The 19,286-nt window shown below is 71.5% G+C and carries 13 protein-coding genes; 8 read left to right on the top strand and 5 right to left on the bottom strand.

Going from position 1 to position 19,286, the window contains the following annotated elements:
* Positions 1-537: 537 nt before the first annotated feature.
* Both ACWCPW_RS27370 and ACWCPW_RS27365 read left to right on the top strand, forming a co-directional pair.
* Positions 538-783, top strand: a complete 246-nt coding sequence (locus ACWCPW_RS27370) for a hypothetical protein (protein ID WP_449764249.1) — start codon at positions 538-540, stop codon at positions 781-783.
* Between the two features lie 109 nt (positions 784-892).
* The gene (locus ACWCPW_RS27365; protein ID WP_449764248.1) at positions 893-1,711 is read left to right on the top strand and encodes a hypothetical protein; all 819 of its coding nucleotides are present in this window, start codon (positions 893-895) and stop codon (positions 1,709-1,711) included.
* Positions 1,712-1,863: 152 nt separating this feature from the next.
* Here the strand turns inward: ACWCPW_RS27365 and ACWCPW_RS27360 are convergent, their stop codons facing one another.
* The 3 genes from ACWCPW_RS27360 to ACWCPW_RS27350 all read right to left on the bottom strand — a co-directional run bounded on the left by ACWCPW_RS27360 (position 1,864) and on the right by ACWCPW_RS27350 (position 5,758).
* Positions 1,864-2,691, bottom strand: coding sequence for an alpha/beta fold hydrolase (locus ACWCPW_RS27360; protein ID WP_449764247.1), 828 nt, complete (start codon positions 2,689-2,691; stop codon positions 1,864-1,866).
* A gap of 510 nt (positions 2,692-3,201) precedes the next feature.
* Positions 3,202-3,873, bottom strand: coding sequence for a DUF4097 family beta strand repeat-containing protein (locus ACWCPW_RS27355; protein ID WP_449764246.1), 672 nt, complete (start codon positions 3,871-3,873; stop codon positions 3,202-3,204).
* A gap of 562 nt (positions 3,874-4,435) precedes the next feature.
* On the bottom strand, positions 4,436-5,758 hold the full coding sequence (locus tag ACWCPW_RS27350; RefSeq protein ID WP_449764245.1) for a serine hydrolase domain-containing protein: 1,323 nt from the start codon (positions 5,756-5,758) through the stop codon (positions 4,436-4,438).
* A gap of 111 nt (positions 5,759-5,869) precedes the next feature.
* On the opposite strand from ACWCPW_RS27350, the gene ACWCPW_RS27345 reads away from it, so the two are divergent.
* The gene (locus ACWCPW_RS27345; RefSeq protein WP_449764244.1) at positions 5,870-6,967 is read left to right on the top strand and encodes a sensor histidine kinase; all 1,098 of its coding nucleotides are present in this window, start codon (positions 5,870-5,872) and stop codon (positions 6,965-6,967) included.
* Positions 6,955-7,602, top strand: coding sequence for a response regulator transcription factor (locus ACWCPW_RS27340; RefSeq protein WP_449764243.1), 648 nt, complete (start codon positions 6,955-6,957; stop codon positions 7,600-7,602). Before ACWCPW_RS27345 ends, ACWCPW_RS27340 begins: the two co-directional genes overlap by 13 nt.
* A gap of 1,678 nt (positions 7,603-9,280) precedes the next feature.
* On the opposite strand, the gene ACWCPW_RS27335 is transcribed toward ACWCPW_RS27340, so the two are convergent.
* Complete coding sequence (locus ACWCPW_RS27335) at positions 9,281-10,573, bottom strand: hypothetical protein (protein WP_449764242.1); 1,293 nt, start codon at positions 10,571-10,573, stop codon at positions 9,281-9,283.
* 523 nt (positions 10,574-11,096) lie between these two features.
* Positions 11,097-12,536, bottom strand: a complete 1,440-nt coding sequence (locus ACWCPW_RS27330; RefSeq protein ID WP_449764241.1) for a hypothetical protein — start codon at positions 12,534-12,536, stop codon at positions 11,097-11,099.
* 476 nt (positions 12,537-13,012) lie between these two features.
* Here ACWCPW_RS27330 and ACWCPW_RS27325 point away from each other — a divergent pair, with 476 nt between their 5' ends.
* The 4 genes from ACWCPW_RS27325 (at position 13,013) to ACWCPW_RS27310 (ending at position 19,268) form a co-directional block, all read left to right on the top strand.
* Positions 13,013-14,530 carry a C40 family peptidase gene (locus ACWCPW_RS27325; protein ID WP_449764240.1) on the top strand — a complete coding sequence of 506 codons (1,518 nt, stop codon included), beginning with the start codon at positions 13,013-13,015 and terminating at the stop codon, positions 14,528-14,530.
* A 725-nt stretch (positions 14,531-15,255) separates the two neighbouring features.
* Positions 15,256-16,389 (top strand): hypothetical protein, encoded by a 1,134-nt coding sequence (locus tag ACWCPW_RS27320; protein ID WP_449764239.1) that lies wholly within the window; start codon positions 15,256-15,258, stop codon positions 16,387-16,389.
* Positions 16,390-17,056: 667 nt separating this feature from the next.
* Positions 17,057-17,671, top strand: coding sequence for a hypothetical protein (locus ACWCPW_RS27315; protein ID WP_449764238.1), 615 nt, complete (start codon positions 17,057-17,059; stop codon positions 17,669-17,671).
* An 865-nt stretch (positions 17,672-18,536) separates the two neighbouring features.
* Positions 18,537-19,268 (top strand): hypothetical protein, encoded by a 732-nt coding sequence (locus ACWCPW_RS27310; protein ID WP_449764237.1) that lies wholly within the window; start codon positions 18,537-18,539, stop codon positions 19,266-19,268.
* Positions 19,269-19,286: the final 18 nt, after the last annotated feature.

Below are 19,286 nucleotides of genomic sequence, written 5' to 3'. Positions count from 1 at the left end.
GCGAGCTGCGGAAAGGCCCCCTGTCGGTGCCCGGTTCGCGGCAATCGCGACGCGAGGCGGGGTCGCGACACGAAGGGGGATCGCAACGCGAGGCAGGACACGGACCCCACCACCTGGGGCGGGACCACCGCGAGGATCACCATGCACATCATCTGTCCTGCCTCCCTCTCGGATCGTGTCCGGTCCTATCGGCGTGCTTTCCCCTCCGGCGCACCGCCCGGAAGGTGATTACGCACTGAGGTTGCCCGTCCAGGCGCCGCGACACCAGTCCCCGAAAGCGATAGATCGCGGACGACGCATGGAACACGCAACGGCCTCACCCTTCGCCCAAGTCGCCGACCTGGGCAAACAGTGGAGAGTTGTTGCGTTTCCAAGTGGGACACCGTGAAACACGCAGGGTAGGCGCGGCTTTACGCCATGTGGTCCGGGGCTTGAGGATGGCCCCGAGTACTCGGCCTTCGCACGTCCTGCAAGGCGTGCGAATCACCACCCCCCGAGGACTCCGTCGAGTGGCAACGAGTCGAGGGAGTGCATTCCTTGAAGAACAAGCCGTTGAAGAACCTGCGGACGCTGTGCGGTTGCCCGCCGGCCCCGAAGACCGGCCCGGCGCTGCCCGGGTCGGCCGTCATCGTCGTCGTCGTCATCCTCGTCATCGCCGCGGGCCTGACCGCCCGCGGACACACGATGGAGAGCGTGACCACGATCCTCACCGTCGGCGGCCTGATCGCCGCCGAAATCATCCGTCGCCTGGTCGCGGTCTTCACGCCGCGCCGTACCGCCTGATCCGGGCGTGGGGCGCCCCACCGGCGCCCTGACGAAGCCCGACCCCGTAATGGTCCAGGCGCAGTGGCTCCGGTCACTGCGCCTGGGCGCGGGGTTGAGTCTTCGTCAGATGGCGCAGATGACGACCGGTCAGGACTGGACGGTCACCCACACCAGACTCTTTCGCGCCGAGCAGGGCATCAAGCCGCCCACGTGGGAAACCGTGCGCGCCTACATCGAGGTCTGCCACGGCAACACCCACAAGGCCCAACGGCTGTGGACCGCAGCCACCGACGCCGCGACCTCCGCCGCGGCGCGGCCCGAACCGGCCCCGGCGGCGCGCACGGTGCTGCCTCCGGAACACATCTCGGAACCCCTGGAGTTGCTGCATGCCATGCGCGCGATGCGCACGGCCCGCGGCTACCGGTCGCTGCGCGAACTCGAGGACGCCGCACGCGTGGACGGCGTCAGCTTCCTGCCGCGCAGCACCCTGGGCGCGATCCTGTCCGGCAAGCGCGCGACCTCGAAGGAAACGCTGCTCGTCCTCGTCGTCGTCTGCACCGGCGCCGAACCCGACAGCGGCACCGTCCGCGCCTGGTCCCAGGCCTGGGATCGGGTGAACGCGTACCGAAAGGGGAACCCCGCACAACCGGCCCTGGCGAGCGTCCTGGCGGAGTTGCGGGAAAAGGACGCCGAACTGCGCCGGGCACGGGAGGAGTTGGCCCGGCGCACCGCCCCACCGGCGGTGGCCCCGGCTGACACGGACGCCTACGCCGACGTCACGATCGAGGTCACCGACAACAACATCACGTCGCCCGCCCCCGCACGACCCTCGCGGTCGGCGCGCGCCTGGCACAGGATTCGCGCACTGATCGGAACACCCCCGCGCGGGTCCCGGCCCACCCCCACGACGAAGATCCTGGGGCCGAGGCCCGCCACCTCGCCGTAGGAAGGCATCACCTCGCGGCCCGCCCCGGTCAGTGGAACCCAGGATCCGGGGCGGGCCGCACGTACTCCCGACAACCGATCGCCATCATCAACGGCAAGTCGGTCGGGTCGCGCGCCGAAGAGTTCCGAGGCGCCACCCGGCCGGGTGCCGTGTCAGCTCTCGAGGAACGCGACGAGGTCCCTGTTGAACTTCTCCTTGTCGCCCGGGACGAGGGCGATGCCGTGGGAACCGCCCTCGTAGACCTTGAGGGTGGCGTTCGGGATGATCTTCGCGCTCTTGCGACCGGTGGCGTCGATGGGTACGACCTGGTCGTCGTCGCCGTGCACGACGAGTGTGGGAACGTCGAACTTCTCGAGGTCCTCGTGGAAGTCCGTGTGGGCGAAGGCGTCGACACACGCGACGCCGCCCTGGATGGTCTCGGCCATGGCCATGTACCAGAACGCGTCCTTGTTGCCCTGGGTGGCCTTGTTGCCGTCGCGGTTCGCGGAGAAGAATCCGACCGCGGTGTCCTTCCAGAACTGCGAGCGCTCGGTGAGGATGCCGTTCTTGATGTCGTCGAAAACGGACTGCGGTACGCCTTCCGGATTGTCCGGGCCCTGGAGCATGAGGGGCGGGATCGCGGAGAGCAGGACCGCCGACTTGACCCGCTGCGTGCCGTGGCGCCCGATGTATCGCGCGAGTTCGCCGCCACCCATCGAGTGCGCCACGAGCGTGACGTCCCGCAGGTCCAACCGGGTGATCAGATCGTTCAGATCGTCGGCGAAGGTGTCGAAGTCGTAGCCGTCGAACACCGGCGTCGAGCGACCGTGACCGCGCCGGTCGTGCGCGATGCCGCGAAATCCGGCGTCGACGACGGCCTTCATCTGGTCCTGCCACGCGTCGCCGTTCAGCGGCCAGCCGTGAATGAACACGACCGGACGGCCGCTGCCCCAGTCCTTGTAGAAGATCTCGACACCGTCGCGAGTGGTCACCGTGGGCATGCTGGAATCCTTCCGGGGCCGGCTTCGGAGCGGGCACCGCGCCCACCTCCGCGAGCCGATATCACACGACACGGACGGACAAACATCGCCCCGACACGGCTATTGGGCGTCTGCGACGTCTCCGATGATCGCCGCCATTCGGGTACGTCGCGCCCTGAGCGGCCCACGCGGCTCGGCTGCACGAAGAGAGGCGCAGGGGCGAGTCTGCCTCGGCAGCGCGAACACACGGTCGGCGGCCACGATGTCGCGGCCGAAGGCCTTCCTCCAGCCGGTGGTGAGGGTCGGCGATGGCCGGCGCCCGTTCCCTGCCGGCGGCCCCTCCACCACTGCGGACACTCGTCGGCACGCAGGTGTTCGGCTCGGGCGCGGTCGTCCTCGACTCCCGGCCGAGTCGGGGCACAAGTCGGCGCTCGACCAGGCCGGCACGAGAGCGCGACCGCCATCACCCGTGCGGGGTGGCTGTTGGCGCAGCCCTCGCGGTGTCGGGGGTTCGGGTGTGTGGGGTGCGTGTCAGAGGCTGCGCGCGGTGATGTTGCCGTAGGCGGTGGTGGCGTGGATGGCGAGTGCGGCGGTGGTGCCGTCGGTGTTCTGGAGGGTGTTGTGGATGCGGCCGTGGGTGGTGCCGGCGTCGAGGGTGGCGGAGACTCCGGGGGCTGCGCCGACGGAGATTTCGCCGTATTCGGTGCGCAGGGTGAGTGTGCCGTGGGTGGCTTCGGTGATGTGGATGTCGCCTTTGCGGGTGTGGATCTCGGCGGGGCCGTCGAGGCGGCCGATGGAGACGTCGCCGGCCTGGAGGGTGAGGCGGGCGGTGGTGGACTCGTCGAGGTTGACGGTGGCCTGGGCGCCGTCGAGGGCGACGTCGCCGAGGCGTCCGACGCCGCGGAGGTCGGTGGCGGCGGTCTTCGCGTCGACGCGGGAGCCGGTGGGCAGTCGCACGGTGACCTCGACGGATCCGGAGGTGCCGAGGACGCGGTTGTTCGCCGGCGCGGCCTGGATCCGCAGGACGCCGTCCGCGAATGCGACGGTGGTCTGCTCGGCGGCCTTCCGGTCGTGGGCCCTGGAGGTGTCCGCGGGCAGGACCTCGACGGTGGTGTCGGTCCGGTCGGCGGCGATGAGGCGGATGCGCCCGGAGGGGATGTCCAGGACGGCGGTGACGGGGGTGGGGGTGCCGAACTTGTGCATGGTGCTCTCCCTGTGGTGCGGCGAGTCCGTTGCGGACCGCCGTTTCCGATGAGGGAAAAGCTACGTTGCATTCATGATGTCGGCAACTCGATCATTGCGAGAGGTTAATATTTGTGCAGGTAGATGGCAACAATTCGTTGCAATGTGTTGAGGTTTAATGCAACGATCCTCATGTGGTCGGTGCAATGGCTTGGAAGTGAACGCCAGCGTGAGACCCCCATGGAGCATGGAGGAGACCGTGATGCCGGGAGGCAGGCTCACCCGGCAGGTGCGCCGGCTGGTGCGCCGGCAGATCGCACCGGGGCCGCCGACGGCCTCGCCCACGCCGAGAGCTCCAGGGGGCCTGGACCGTCCGATCTCGACGATCACGCGCCAGGTGACGCGACGGGGCCGGCGGCTACCGCGCCGACGCGCCGCACCGCGTCACCGGACGCCGCCCGCGCTGAGGGGAAAGATGTCCGCACGAGTGCCGGACCGGCCCGGGGCGACGGCACACGGCCGACGCCCCGGGGGAACAACGAACCGATCAATCGACCGACAGTCACACGACCTTGTGCGACTGCTACCCGCGCGGCCGGAGCGCGTCGGTGACGACCTTCTCGGCGGCGCGTTGCTGGGAGAGCATTTCGGGCTTGCTGCCGTCGAGGGCGAAGTTCATGGAGACCACTGCCCCGCGTCGACCGTCTTCGGTGACGCCGAGGATCACGATGGATCCCGAGTCGCCGCCGTCGTGGCCCCAGTAGCGATCGCCGCCGGGCAGAGGTCGGGAGACGAGCCCGAGGCCGTACCGGCCGTCGGGCCAGATCTCCTCGATCTCGGAGCCGACCGGCCGGGTGGTCTTCATCGCGGTCAGTTCGGCGGGGCGCAGGAGGCGTCCGCCGAGGAGTGCCCGGAAGAAGGTGTCGAGATCGCGGGTGGTGGACACGATGCCGCCGGCCGGGTACGAGGGGATCTGGGAGGTGACGTCGACGAGTTCGTCGTCGAAGCGCTGGTACTGCTTGGCGTGGGGCAGTCGGATGTCCGGCGAGGTCCCGGGCCAGTAGGTGTGTCGCATGCCCAGCGGCCGGAAGATGCGGCGGTCGAACTCGCGGTCCCAGGGCTGCCCGGTGATGCGTTCGATGAGCAGTTCGGCGATCATGTAGCCGGTGTTGGAGTAGGCCCAGCCATCGCCGGGGTCGAAGAGTTGCGGCAGGGCGACCCCGTTCGCCACCAAGTCCTTTGTGGAGAAACGCTGGTAGCGCATCTGCAGGTACTCCGCCTTGGAATTCCACGTCGGGAGGGCGTCCTGCAGGCCCGAGGTGTGCTGGAGCAGTTGCCGGACCGTGATCGGTCGGCCGGCCACGATCCCGGGCAGCCATCGTTCGACCCGGTCGTCGAGCCCAAGGCGTCCCTCGCCCACGAGTTGGAGGACCACGGTGGCGGTGAAGGACTTGGACGTGCTGGCGATCCGGAACGCCCCGTCGGCGGGGATCGCACGTCCGGTGCGCACATCGGCGACGCCGACGCGAGCGGCGCAGGTGGCGTAGCGGGTCGTCGCCCTCGCCTGAACAGCCGGGATTCCCAGCGCCGAGACCGCCTCGGCGTTGCGATGCAGCTTCGGGTAGTCGGGCAGGTCGAGGGTGCCGGCGGGGATGTGCGCTCCTGTACTCCCGTGCGCTGTACTCCCGTTGGCGGTGCTGCCGCTCGCCGCGCTGCCGCTCGCCGCGCTGCTCATGGCTGTGTTGTCGACGGCGGTGGTGGCGACGGCTGCGTTGCCGACGGCGGTCGGAGAGCATGGTGGCGTCGCCGCCGCGCCCACGGCGGGCGGAGCGATCAGGACGGCGGCCGCGGTGGCGCCCAGCGCCAGCGTCAATGTCAGCGGTACGGCGTGAAGGTGGCGTTTCATGCCTGGAAAGTTAGGCGCGGCCGGGGCGGGCGCCGATACCGCCGGCTGGAGGTGTTCCGGTACAGCCTGCTGTAGTGCCGGGGCCGGAGCCCGGTGGCGATACTGACCGTCATGTATGGAGCGAACGCGTTGCGTGCCTGTGCCTACCTGATCGGCAACCTGGTCGCCGCGCTCGGTGGTCTCTTCTTCCTCCCGCGTCCGGGGGCGGCGGGCAACTGGGCGGAGCGTCGGCGGTCCGCCGCCCGGCGTTGGCTCGGCGTACCGGGCGAGTCCTCGCCGACCACGCGCCGCCGGCTGGCGATCAACGCGTTGACGGGCGTTCCGGCGGGCCTCCTGGCCCTGCTTGTTATCGGCAACGTCGTCGTCGGCGTGATCGGCACGACCGCCTGGTGGGCGTTCTCGCCCGCGAACCGCCCGCGGTTGTGGATCGACGTACCGATCGACGACTGGGGTCACGCGCTGTTGCTCGGCAGCGTTCAGGTCGTCCTCCTGGGCGCTGTGGCGTGCTTCGTGCTGCCGCCGCTCGCGCGGGCGCAGAATCGTCTCCTCGCGCCGTCCAAGGCGGAGCGGTTGGCGCTTCGCGCGGCCACGCTGACCCGGACCCGCGCCGACGTCCTCGACGCGCACGGCGCGGAACTGCGCAGGATCGAGCGCGACTTGCACGACGGTGCCCAAGGTAGGCTCGTCGCGATGACGATGCATCTCGACCTGGCACGACAGGCGGTGCGCGAGGAACCGGACACGGCCGAGGCTCTGATCGAACGCGCACACGCGAGCGCCGAGGCCACCCTGGCCGAACTCCGCGACGTGATTCGCACGATCTACCCGCCGATCCTCGCCGACCGGGGGCTTTCCGGGGCGCTGACCGCGGTCGTCGCGCGTTCGGGCGTGCCCGCCCGGCTCGACATGGGCGAGCTGGGTGACATACCCGCCGCGGTCGAGACCGTCGCCTACTTCACGGTCGTCGAGGCGCTGACCAATGCGGCCAAGCACAGTCGGGCCTCCGCCGCCACGGTCACCGTCGAACGCGAGGACGGCCGGTTGCGGATCCGGATCACCGACGACGGGGCGGGCGGCGCCGACGAGGCGCGGGGTACCGGGCTGGCGGGTATACGCCGTCGCGCGTCGGCGCTCGACGGCGAGGTCACGGTGGACAGCCCGGCCGGCGGCCCCACGGCCATCACGGCGGAGCTGCCGTGCGGCTGGTGATCGCCGAGGACAACGTGCTGCTCGCGGAGGGTCTGCAACTCATCCTCGCCAAACACGGCTTCGAGGTCGCCCGGGTCGTCGAGACGGCCGACGACCTGCTCGCGGCGGTGGAGGAGCACGATCCCCAGGCGGCCATCGTCGACGTACGCCTGCCGCCGTCGTTTCGCGACGAGGGCCTGCAGGCGGCGATCGCGCTGCGGCGTCTACGGACGGACTTCCCCATCCTGGTGTTGTCGCAGTACATCGAGCAGACGTACGCGACCGAACTGCTGTCCACCGGCCACCAGGGCGTCGGCTACCTGTTGAAGGACCGGGTCGGCCGGGTCGCCGAGTTCGTCGACGCCCTGCGCAAGGTCGCGGCGGGAGGGTTGGCGCTCGACGCGGAGGTCATCGCGCAGGTCGTCCGCCGCCGGGACGATCCTCTGGCGACGCTGACCACACGTGAGCGGGAAGTCCTCGGCCTGATCGCCGAGGGTCTCGACAACACGACCATCGCGGCGCGTCTGCGGGTGTCGGACAACGCGGTACACAAACACATCGGCAACATCTTCGCCAAGCTCGGCCTGGCCGCCTCCGACGCCGGCCACCGCCGCGTGCTGGCCGTCCTCACCTACCTGGACGCATCGCCGCGCTGAGCGCCGTGTACGGCCGGTACCGTCCCTCTCGGGCGGGCTCGGGCGGGCTCGGGCGGGCTCGGGCGGGCTCGGGCGGGCGAAGGTCGTCGAAGTCGCCGACTTCGAACCGCAACCACCGGGCGACGGGCGTCCATTGCGCCGGACGGAGCCGTCGACCTGCCGGCGTGATTGCGGATGTCCCGTACTCCTCCTGTGTCATTCGGCCCCCCGCGCGGACTCGGCATCCGGCACACCGTCCGCGAGCCGGTGGGCAAGCCCCGGGCAAGGGTCGGTAGTCGAAGGCCCTGCTGCTGCCTGAAGGGCGCGTGATCCGAATTGGGCAAGCCCTGGGCAAGGGGGGCGTCGAAGGGATCCTCGCAGGTGGGGGGGGTGAACCGGAGCGGGCAAGCCCTGGGCAAGGATGGGTCGCCGAAGTCCCCACTCCGGTAGGGCGAGCCGGCCGATGGTGTGGGATGTGCTCGCTCAGGGCGCGGTCTTGGGTGCTTGCTTCTCTCTCGATCCACGAACGATGGAGACCCGCACGGAAGGTCCAATGGGGGAGAGTCACGTGGTCGCGGTCGAGGAGGCGACACGACATCGCCATGCGACATCGCCAAGCGACATGCGGTACCGACTGTGGCAACAGGCGTGTCGGCCACGTGGGTTGACGGCGACAGCGAGCCCCTCGGGTGCCGACACGGACGGCGTGTCGGGGACGAATGGCGGCGCCTCCGGGTTGACGCCGCGCGGACCCGACAGCGCTGTTGTCGCTGCCTCGGGAGCACGCGACATCCGCCCGACGACCTGTGTGGCGCCTGTCGTCGGGTCTCGTGTCGGCCGCCATGTCCGGCAGCACGGGTTGCGCATCCATGGCGGGCGCTGATCGACATCGCCCCGGCCGTCGCGGCCGGCCCGCCCCGCGCGGCAGGCGACACGCGTGCGTGCGGCGCCCTGTTCCTCGGCGGTGCCTGCCGAGGCGGCGACGCCCACAACGGCCGCAGCGCCTGCTCAGAGCCGGACACATCTACGAATGCGGCGAGTTCGTCCTCGATGGGTCGGGGCCCAGGTGAAGATCCGCGACGATGCCGTCGGTTCGGCCCAGCCGCTCCCCGACACGTTTGTCGGGCTTCCGTACGGCGAGCGTGTCGGCCGACATGTCGTGTCGGGTGGCGGGGCGGCCCCTGGGAGCCCGACACATGTGTCGGGTGGATCGGTACGCGTGTGCGTCGGCCGACAAGGCGGCGTCGGCTCGTGTCCGGTGAGCCGACATGTCGTGTCGGGTCGGGCGGTGTCGGTGTCCGGCCCCGACACGTGTGTCTGTCCTGAGGTCCGTACGACGACCTTGTCGGCCGACACGCCGGCGTCGCCTCTTGTCGGGTCTTTCGCCTCCACGTACCGATGGCGGCCTGCCGGGGTCGGCTGTCCGGGGCGGCCGGCGGATCGGTCGCCGACCTCGGACGGCTGCGCGGGACGCCATGGCATCGCATGCGCTCAGGACTCGGACGGGGGTCCGGAAGGTCTTTGTCCCGGACGATCTCGGACGTCCGGGAGGTGCTGTCGGACGAGGTCCGCGGCGACGGTCACTGCGACCCGCACCGACCTCCACGCGGTGACGGCGGTGTCGATGCCGATGCCGATGCGACGTGGAGGTCGGTGCGGGTGCGGGTGCAGGCGCGGTGCGGGCGGGGTTGGAGGTGGGTCAGCAGGACATGGGGTTGGGGAAGGTCTGGGTTTCCTTGGCGGGTGTGGTGCAGGTGGAGGTCTTGCCGCTGGTGAGGTCGAGGGGCTGGGTCTGGTCGCGGGTTCCCAGGACCAGGCCCAGACCCAGGGGCGCGGCGGGAGCGGTGGTGGGATAGCGGACGAACTCCCAGGCCGGGAAGAGGTCTCCGGTGAGCTTGGCGGAGAAGGTCTTGCCGGTGGGGGTCAGGGTCGCTCGGGCGTTGATGCGTCCGAGGGAGATGCAGATGCTCGGCCCGGGATCGGACGGGAGGCAGACCTTGTCGTTCCAGGAGTTCGCCGCGGACATGCCGATGCTGAGGCCACCGTCGGCGGTCTTGGACACGGAGAACAGGTTGCGTTTGTCCTTGGAGCCGTCGCCCACGGAGGCGGCGTCGGCGACGAACGCGATCGGGAGCGCGTCACGGCACAGCGTCTCCTTGGCGCCGCCGGGCAGGGTGATGCCGAGTGCGCAGGATTTGTGGACGTACACGGCGACTTCGCCGGTCCCGGTGTTCCACGCGATGGTGGCCTTGGCGGGTACGACCGGCAGGCTGCTCCAGGAGCGGTGGTCGCCGATGGCGTCGCTGGCCGCGTCCTTGTTGCGGATGAAGGCGCGGGTGATCACCATGCCCCGGTCGGTGCCGGGTGCGACCGAGGTGCGGGCGACCCGGTCGCCGGGGGAGGGGGCGGACTTGAAGTACTTCCGGACCGCCTCGTCGTGGTTGCGGTTGGGTTGGGCGGCGGTGGCCCGGGTGCCGAACGGAGGGCGGGCGCCTTCGCGGCCCTTGCGCGCGGCGACGACGAAGTAGTTCATGCAGGTCTCGGTGACCTTGGTGTGCGTCCAGGTCGTCTTGGTCTTGAGGTTGTCTTTGACGCGGCGGTACTTGGCCTTGTCCGGGCCGAGGAGGTCGCATCCGGGGGCGGCGTAGACGCGGTAGTCGTCCGCGCCGGTGACCTTGGACCAGGACAGTTGCACCGACTGATTGCCGGGCTTGGTCTTGAGGTTGCGTACGGCGGGGAGCGCCGGTGTGGTCTTGGCCGGGGTGGTGGAGGCGGATGAGGATCCGGCGAGTTCGACGGCGTCGGTGGTGACGGCGAGGCCTCGGCCGCCGTTCGAGGGGGCGTCGGGATCGGTGGCGGAGGTGGGGGAGGGGGCGGATCGGGTCCGGGACGTGTCGGCGGGGGTGGTGACCGTGATGCCGGCGGCGAGGGTGAGGCCGCCGACGATCGTGGCGATGACGGTGGATCGGGAGAGTCGGAGGGGGATTTTCATGTGTGCTCCTTGTCCGTTCGCTCGTTCATTCGTTTGTTCGCGGGTGGTGGTGTGGGCAGGGCGGTGCCGGGGTGGATGTGAGGCGGCGGGTTGGTCACGCCGTGATGTGGCGGGGCGCGACTACGTGAGGCCTGGTGGCGGGGCATGCCTGTTGTCCGTTTCCGTTGCGTCGGTCCGGGTGAGTGCACATTTCGTCGGTCGACGACGCGAGGACGGGCTGGTGTCACCGATGCGCGGCCGACAGGGCGGAGGGCTCGAGGGCGGGTGCGGGTGCGGGTTGTCGCGGAGCCCGCGCGGGCCATGTCCCGGCTGGTGCGGCGGAGTTCGCCTCCGGTGGTGGTGGCTGGGGGCCGCACGGACGGGGCTGTGCTCTTGCCGGCCCGAGCCTGTTCGACAACCTTTCGCGGATCGTCCGCGGGGAGCGCGTGACGCACCTCGTGTACGGCGTTGCGAAGAGCCGAGTTTCGGCGAAGTCGCCACGGCCGGGCGTGGCATCCGGACGTGAGGTCGTCGGTGCCTCGCGTCAGCGGGCATCGCCGTTCGTGTGGACAACGGTGGACGTCGTCGGACGTGACATCAGGGGTCGGGGAGCGACGAAGGTGTCGTCGGCGGGTGCGTGCGGTTCGACCTGTCCGGGCTTGGCGGGGTCGAACTCCGTGCAGCGGGGCTTGTTCTTGTGGGGCGAACGCTTGGTGGGAGTCTTGGCCTTCGGTGCCTTGGCCTTCGGCGCTTTGCCCTTCGGGCTCTTGGCCTTCGAGGTCTTGGCTTTCGAGGTCTTGGGCTTCGAGGTCTTGGGCTTCGAGGTCTTGCCCTTCTTTCCGTCCGGGTGAGCGGTGGCCTTTGTGTGGGCGGGTGCGGGGGAGCAGGTGCGGTCGGGCCGGGTCTGCGAGTTGCCGGGCTTCGTCGTGTCGGTGGGGACGTTGGTCTCGGGCGTCTCGGCCGCCTCGGGCGAGTCCGTCGAACCCGTCGAGTCCGTCGCGTCGGTGGTGGTGGCGGTGTCGTTCGTACCGGTTTCGGTGGTCGGGTCCGCCGAATTCGACGAGCACTCGGGCTGGTCGGGGGTGGGAGCCTCCGGCTTGTCGTCCGGCTCGGGTGGCGTCGTCTGGGTGTCGTTCGAACTCTTGGGGCATGCACAGTCGTTCGGCGTCTCGGCTTCCGGGGCCCCGGCGTCGGATCCGCCGGCGTCGGCGTTCGTCGGGGTCCGGGATGCGTCGGGCTCCGTGTCGCCCCCGTCGTTCTCGGGCTCGTTCTTCGGGTCCGGCGTGGACGTCGTGTCCGGTTCGGCCTGCTCGTTCCGCCCGTTGCCCGACTCCTCGGAGCCGGGGCCGTCCGCCGCTTGGTCGGTCGCCGTCGGCGTCGTCTGATCGGTCTCCGCAGGCTCAGGCGCCTCGACTTCAGGTTCCGTGCCCGTGGCTTCCGCGTCCTGAGCGTCGGTGTCCCGACCTTCGGTGTCCCCAGGTTCCGAGGCCTGAGATTCCGGGTCTCGGGATTCCGTGCCGTCGGTCTTGTGCGATGTGTTCGAGCCGTCCGCCGTCGGGGTCGAACCCCCGCCGCAGCTCGCGTCGTTGGTGGGGGTGTCCGACCCGTCCACGGCCGGGGGCTTCGGGTCCGGCTTGCCGGTGGGCTCCTCGGGCGGGTGCCGGTCGCCGGGGCAGGAGCACGCGGGAACGTTCTCCGCCGACCCGGGGTCTCGGGTGGAGGAGGTATCGGCCTGCGGTGTCGCCTTGTCGGAGCGGGTGTTGCGTGGTGGAGCCGCAGGCTCGGGCGCGGTGGTTTCCCGGGGGACGATGCCCTGGGTCGCGGGGCGTCCGCGTTCGGAAGCGGCCGCGGGTCCGGCGAAGGCGAGCGCCGGTATGCCGAGCGCGGCGGCCCCCAGGAGCAGGCCGACGGGCCGCAGCACCCGGTGTTGCGGCGTGTCCCTGCGGTGCCTTCCGGGACCGGCTGCGAACAAGCGTCGTGTCACGGGGGTTTCTCCTCGTCGCTGGTCGGCTCGAACACGGCCGAGCCTCCCCGCCGGTCGCATCGTCCGGCCAGGGATCTGGGCGTCCGGGACTGTCCGGACTCGTCCGCGCAGGTCAGCGGGCTTTACCGACGTCGCTCTCGGGGGTGGGACTACGGCGCGAGTTCTCGAAGACGCCTCGACGGTCCGCGGACACGGCGTACGTCCACCGGCCGCGTCGACGCGCGCCGCGCCGGCCGCAAGGTGGCCGTGACTGGCGTTGCTTCGGGCCGGGCGCGCCCGGGTCGATTCCTGGCCGGGCGTACGGAGCGCCGCGTCGGCCGGCGGCGCGACGCTCCGCCGGCCGGCCTGCGCGTGGGCCGGTCGGCGGCCGTCGGACGAGTCCGGACTGTCTCGGACGGCGAATCCTCTGGCCGGACATCGCCGAGTCGGCGAGCGTTCCCTGCGAGCCGCGAGGGCGGCCGACGAGGGAGGTCGTCATGACACAGCAAACGCGGCGCGTTCCGGCCCGGGGCGGGGCGGTCGACGCGCCGGCGGGCCGTTCGGAGCGGGCGGCCCGGGCGGCCACGACGGCCACGGCGTCCGTGCGGGGTACGGGGGCCGGGCAGATCCCGGCGCTGGAGCGCACCGTCGCGGTGGGCCGGGTCAGACCGGCGCGTCGTCCCGCCGCCACCGCGACGACCGAATCCGCGGCGGGACGCGGCGAATCGCGATCGGCCGACCGCGCGAAGACCGACACCCCACCGGCGGGAACGGACATCGCCGGCGCGTCGTCCGCGCCGGGCCGTACGAAGACCGTCGCCGGCGGGCGGCGTCGACACTCGACGGCGCCCGCGAGGGACGCCTGGCGCGAGGCGGCCCGCAAGCGCGGCGGCCTGCTGGTCGTACTGCTGTGCGCGTTCGTCATCGGCGTGTTCGCGCTCGTGTCGCCCAGGCCGAGCGCGAGCGAACCCGCCGCGTCGCCCGACCTCGTCGTGGACGTACCGACCTCGGAAGACACGGACGCGCCCCACACGCCGTCCGAGCCGGCCGCCACGGCACCGGCCACCACTGCCGCGCCGACGACCGCCGCCCCCACGAACCCCGCCGCTCCGCGGGACGGCAAGCCCGAGAACGGCAAGCCCGCGAACGACACCCCGGGCGGCGACGCGTCCACCCCGACCGCGAAGCCGCCGGCCCCGGACGCCCCCGCCACCGCCGCGACCGCCCCCGGCATCGCGGTGGGCGAACCCGACCCGACGGCCCCCGCCCCCGCCGGCGAGCCGAACCCCGCGGCCGAACCCGTCGAGCCGGCGGCCGAGCGGGAGATCGTCCTGCGGTGGGGCGACACGCTCTGGCATCTGGCCGTGACGCACCAGACGACGGTTGCGGCACTCCAGGAGTCGAACGGACTCGGCGACTCCACCCTCATCTACGCCGGCGCCACCCTGCGCGTGCCCGGATCCACGGCGCCCACGTCCACGGAACCCACGTCCACGGCGCCCACGTCCACGGAACCCGCCACGATGACAACGCCGGTCGCGACGAAGGCCGGTACCGGCACCGACATTTCCGGTGACGCCGACGACTCCCAGACCCCGGCCCCCGACGCGCGCGGTACCACCGACACCCGCAAGCCCACCCCGGCCGCGCACGCGTCCGGCGCGGACGCCGCCGTGGCCTACGCCAAGGCCCAGATCGGCAAGCCGTACCGGTGGGGCGCGACGGGCCCCGGCGCGTTCGACTGCTCGGGCCTGGTGATGCGCGCCTGGGCCGCGGCCGGCGTGAAACTCCCGCGCACCACCTGGGGCATGGTCCGCTCCGGCACCTCGACCACCCGCCAGGCCCTCGTTCCGGGCGACCTGGTGATCACCAACGGCGGCGGCCACGTGCAGATGTACATCGGGAACGGAAAGGTCGTCCATTCCCCCGGCAGCGGCAGAACCGTCACCGTCGCCCCCCTCGCGCCCGCGTCCCGGGTCGTCGCGTACCGCCACATCACCGTCGCCGACCGCTGACGACTCCCACGCCGCACGTACCCCCCGGCCCCGACCGGCAGTTCCTGCTCCACCATCGGCGGTTCGGGCGCAGCACCGTTCCACGGCATGTCGGACCCCGCCGGCCCCGGGCAACCTCCGCTCCACACGATGGATCCCCCGGGCAGCACTCATGGATTCAGCCTCGCCGTCGACCCCGAGGCACCCGGGCGCGACCTGTTCCTTCGCGTCATCGACATCGGATGCACCGACCTGGCCCTCATCGCGACGACCGGCCCTCTCACCGGACGGATCGTCATCGGCAACGCGGAAGGCTCCCGGAGCCCGAACGCCTCCTCCGCAGGCGACTTCCTCGGTTGGTACGAGCGATGGCTCGACCACCTGGCGGCCGGCAAGGACAACCGCGCGCCGGAACTCCCGTCACCGGCACTGCGCGCCCACCCCGGGAGAACCCGCCCGGCCCCCCGGCCGACGGATGCGGGTGCAGGCCGGGCGGACGCCGGGCCGGCTTCATCGATGGGTGGTGCCCGGCCACATCCTGAACCCTCCGAACGATCCGCCCTCCGAAGGTACTTCCGCCGCCGGCCCGCGAGGCTTCCGCCTTGCGGGCCGGCGGTGTCATGCACCGGGACAAGCCGTGACAGTTGTCGAGAAGGGCTTGTCGCCCCGCCGTCCGTTGATGAGAATGACCGCTGTTTCGGTCCGTGTATACGGGCCGCCACGGGGGACAGGGACGGTCGACCAGGGTGACGAATACCCAACCGGGTCCGGACTCGGCGCGCACGCCGGCGGAGTTCGTGACCGCGATGCGGCAGTTACGGCAATGGACGAATCTGAGTTACCGCGCCTTGGAGCGAAGAGCCCAGGGGTTCGGGGCCAGCCTGCCCAGGGCAACGCTCGCCGGCGTACTGAACCGACAGGACCTGCCCCGCGAGGAACTCCTCGCCGTGTTCGTACGCGCCTGCGGCGGCGACGCCGCCACGGTCGAGACGTGGACACTGGCCCGCAAGCGCCTGGCCGTCGACCTCGAAAGCCCCGTCGTGTCGAGCACGGACCCCGACGGGCAGGAGTCCGCAGCCGATCCGGACGACGACCCCGCACAGAACGACGACCCCGCACAGGACGACGACCCCGCGCACGACGACCCCGCGCATGACGACCCCGTGCATGGCGACGAACCGGCCGCGCCGACGGACACGCAGCCCGCGGACGACGATCACGCCGCCTTGGCCCCGACCCCCGGCCCGGCCGCCGATGGCGGCGACGGCGGCGGCATCCCGGCCTCCGACACGGGCCCGGCACACGGAGGCGGTGAACTCCCGCACGCTCCGGCCGAGGACGACGCCCCGCCGCCGACCGCCGACCCGCCGCCCGCCGAGGACGCGCACACGAGCCGACCCCGGTCGTCGAAGCGGCGGATCCTGTCGGGGATCTCGCGGCGCCGTCGACTCACCGTGACCGTGGCCACCGTGCTGCTGCTCGCCGCGGGCACCACCGGGATCGGCATTCTGCGCGACTCCGACGACACCCGCCCGACCCCACCGGGATCGGCCCCCGCGAACACCCCCCGCCCGCACACCGGCGAGCCCACCACCGTGGACACCCCGATCGCCGCCGTGAGTCCCGTCGCCGACGACACGCCGACGACCCGGCCTTCGGCGAGCAGCACCCCACCGGCCACCGCACCCAAGAGCACGCCACCGGCCCCGCCCGCACCGCGCACCACGATCACGGTGCCCCGCCGGGACGAGTACACGCCGCCACCCTGGCCCCGGGCCACCTCGCAGCAACCCTCCTTCACGTGGCCGCCGTCCAGGACCGAACCGGCCGACCCCTTCCCGGAGGAGACCTGCCACGACGTGACCAACGACTGCCTGTAGCCGGCGCCCACCCCCGACGCGCGCACACCAACCTGACCCGGCGAAACAACGCCCACCACGGCTCGACGTCGTCGACCCGGCGAAGCGCTTCGCCATGTCCCGGAACGGGCACGGGCATTCACCGAACGTCGTCCCGCGCACTACGCCTCTCTCACACCCACGCGGCCGGCGCCGGTCCCCCGCCGCCGGTACGTGAACGAGCGGCCCGACGGCCATCGCACCGACCCGCACCCGCGCCGCCGCCGTCACCGGGCCGAGCCCAGCGACCGAGCCCACTCCCGGGACCAGCGGCGCGGCCGAGGTGCCCTCCCCGGCGCAACCGAACCACACGGCGCGGCGCGTCCTGGATGCCTGACATCCCGCCACGGCGGCGCCACACCGCGAGCCGACCGACCGACACCGGCTCGGACACCGGCGCCACGTACGCCCCCACCCTCGGACAGGGCTTCCGACCAGGCCGGACGGAGCCGGACTGTCCCACACGCCCCTCGCCCTTGTCGCAGCCGCAGCGGACGGGAAATCTCGGTCCGGACGGCGCCAAGGACCGGCCTTGCACCCCGAGAACGGGACAGGCCCGGCACGCCGTCGACAGCCCCGGCCGGGCGACATCCGATCCTCGCGACGGCGACGTCACGACATCGCCGCGCCTCCATCCTGGAGAACCATCATGGCGACCCGCACAACGCACCTGCGTCTCACGCTGGTCCTGGCCCTGACGTTGATCGTCCTCGCCGGGCTCTTCACCGCAGCCGACGCCTCATCCTCCTCTTCCTCGTCCCGCAGGCCGTCCTCGACCACGTCCGCCAAGAAGCCCGCCGCGGACGGAAAGCCCTGCGCCGGCAAGCGCGAGGCCAAGAACCCCAAATTCATCGGCACCCACACCATCTGGCCCGACGAACCGAACTGGTCCGCCTCGAGCTGGGCCCCCATCTCGGTCAAACTCGACAAGAGCGTCTCCCTCGCCAACAAGGTCGGCGGCACCCTGGGCGTCAGTCACGAGGGCATCAGCGCCACCGTCGGCTTCGACGTCACCAAGACCTGGACCGACACCATCAGCGCCACCCTCCCCCTGAAGGGCAAGAAGGGCCACTACGTCCTGCGCGGCGGCGCCGCCTACAAGGACTACCGATTCGACGTCTACGAACAACGCGGCCACCTTCGCCTGTTCGGAGGCATCAACGGCACCCTCACCTGCCAGATCGAGACTCGCGTGAAGGTCGGCACGAGCACCGCGTCCAGGTTCTGGCGCTACGACTTCAAGCACAACAAGGTCTCCAAGTAGCCCCGGGCCCGACCGAAGCGATTCGACCGACCTGAGCCAACCTCCCGAACCGCCGCCGGAGAACGTGCTCTCCGGCGGCGGTTCGACTCCATCCGCAGATCGGCAGAACACGAGACGACCGTTTCCGGCAGAGCGCGAGTGCCCACGCGACCGGCACACGCCGAACCCGCCGATGAGCCGCAATCACCCCGCAGGCAAAGCACCTCCCACCCAACGAGCATCGAACCCGCCGCACCCCACTCGGGTCCGGCCCGAAGGTCGTCGCATTCGAGTACCGGCGGCGCGCGACGTACGAGACGCCAAACGCCTACCGGCCACCGCCCACCCCTTCGCCTCGCCTCCGACAGGGCACGTAGCCGCAGCATCGCTCGGCACGTGCCCGACCCGGAAGGGAACCTCGCCCTGGCGCCGGCTGCCGGCGTCGCCCCCGTACGGGCACGCACGAAACGGCGCGCCCACACCGCGGCGCCGCCCGAACCCGGCGCATGCCGGCCGATCGCGCCCGCATACCGCCAGGGTTTACCCGGTTCTCCCGCGCTCGTTGGATGCCGGGTGTGTCGCCGGGCGCCTAGCGTGCCGTGGTCGGGACCGTTCGCGCGCGCAGGGTGGGCGAACGGCGCCCGGCGCCGAACGAGTCCGTGATTACCTGGAGTTCAGTGTGTCCGAAGCCCGGCACGACGTACCCGACCCGCCCCGACCCGCATACGCCCCGCCGCCTCCCGCGGCTCCGCCCGCTCCGGCCTTCCCGCCCTTTCCGCCGCCGGCCGTGCCGGGGGAGGCCGCCGGGGCGCGGGAGGGTTCCGGCGCGTTCGCGGGTGGCTCGGGCAGATGGGTCGCGCTGGTCGCGGCGGGCATCGTATCGACCGTGGTCGCCGCCTTGTTGATCAACGGCACGGACGGTGGCGGCGGACACGATCGCAAGGCGTTCGAGGACCCCGCCGGAGCGGGACCACCCGCGGCCGCACAGCAGCCGATGCCACCGTTTCCGTCGATCGACTCCACGGGCCGGATGCCGACGGAGAGCGCCAAGCCGGCGCGCACCGCCGACGTCCGGCCCTCGGCACCGCCCGCGCCCGGGAAGGACGGCAGGTTCACGGCTCGACCCGATGACCCGACCACGTGGCCGGACGCGTGCGACATCGTCACCGCCACCGACGTCCGGGAGGTCTTTCCCGAGGTGCGCGGCGTCGATGTCGTCGGCACGGCCGACGCCCGCGGTTTCCTCAAGAGCAAGGGGCCCGCGCTGCGCAGCACGACCTGCAAACTCACGCTGGACACACCCCGGGTGATCGACGCGTACAGCACGATCAGCCTGACCGTGGACATCGTGTCGATCGCCACCGGCGCCGAGATGACCCACGACTGGGACTTCTCCGCCTCTGGCCCGCGTCGGCTCGCCGACTACCGGGAACTGCCGCCCTCGGCAGGCGCGGACGCCGGCTACAGCGCGCAGGGCGGTGTGCAGTTCCGCAAGGACGAGTTCATCGTCCGGATCACGCCCTTGGGCCACCTGTCCACGCCGGACGGGTACCCCCAACGCGGCTGGGAGGCCGACCTGTTGCCGCGACTCGTCGCCAAGGCCACCGCCCGCCTGTGACCGACCGGGGGCGACGGG

Source organism: Embleya sp. NPDC001921, assembly GCF_053594475.1.
This window is presented reverse-complemented; position numbering and strand designations above follow the sequence as displayed.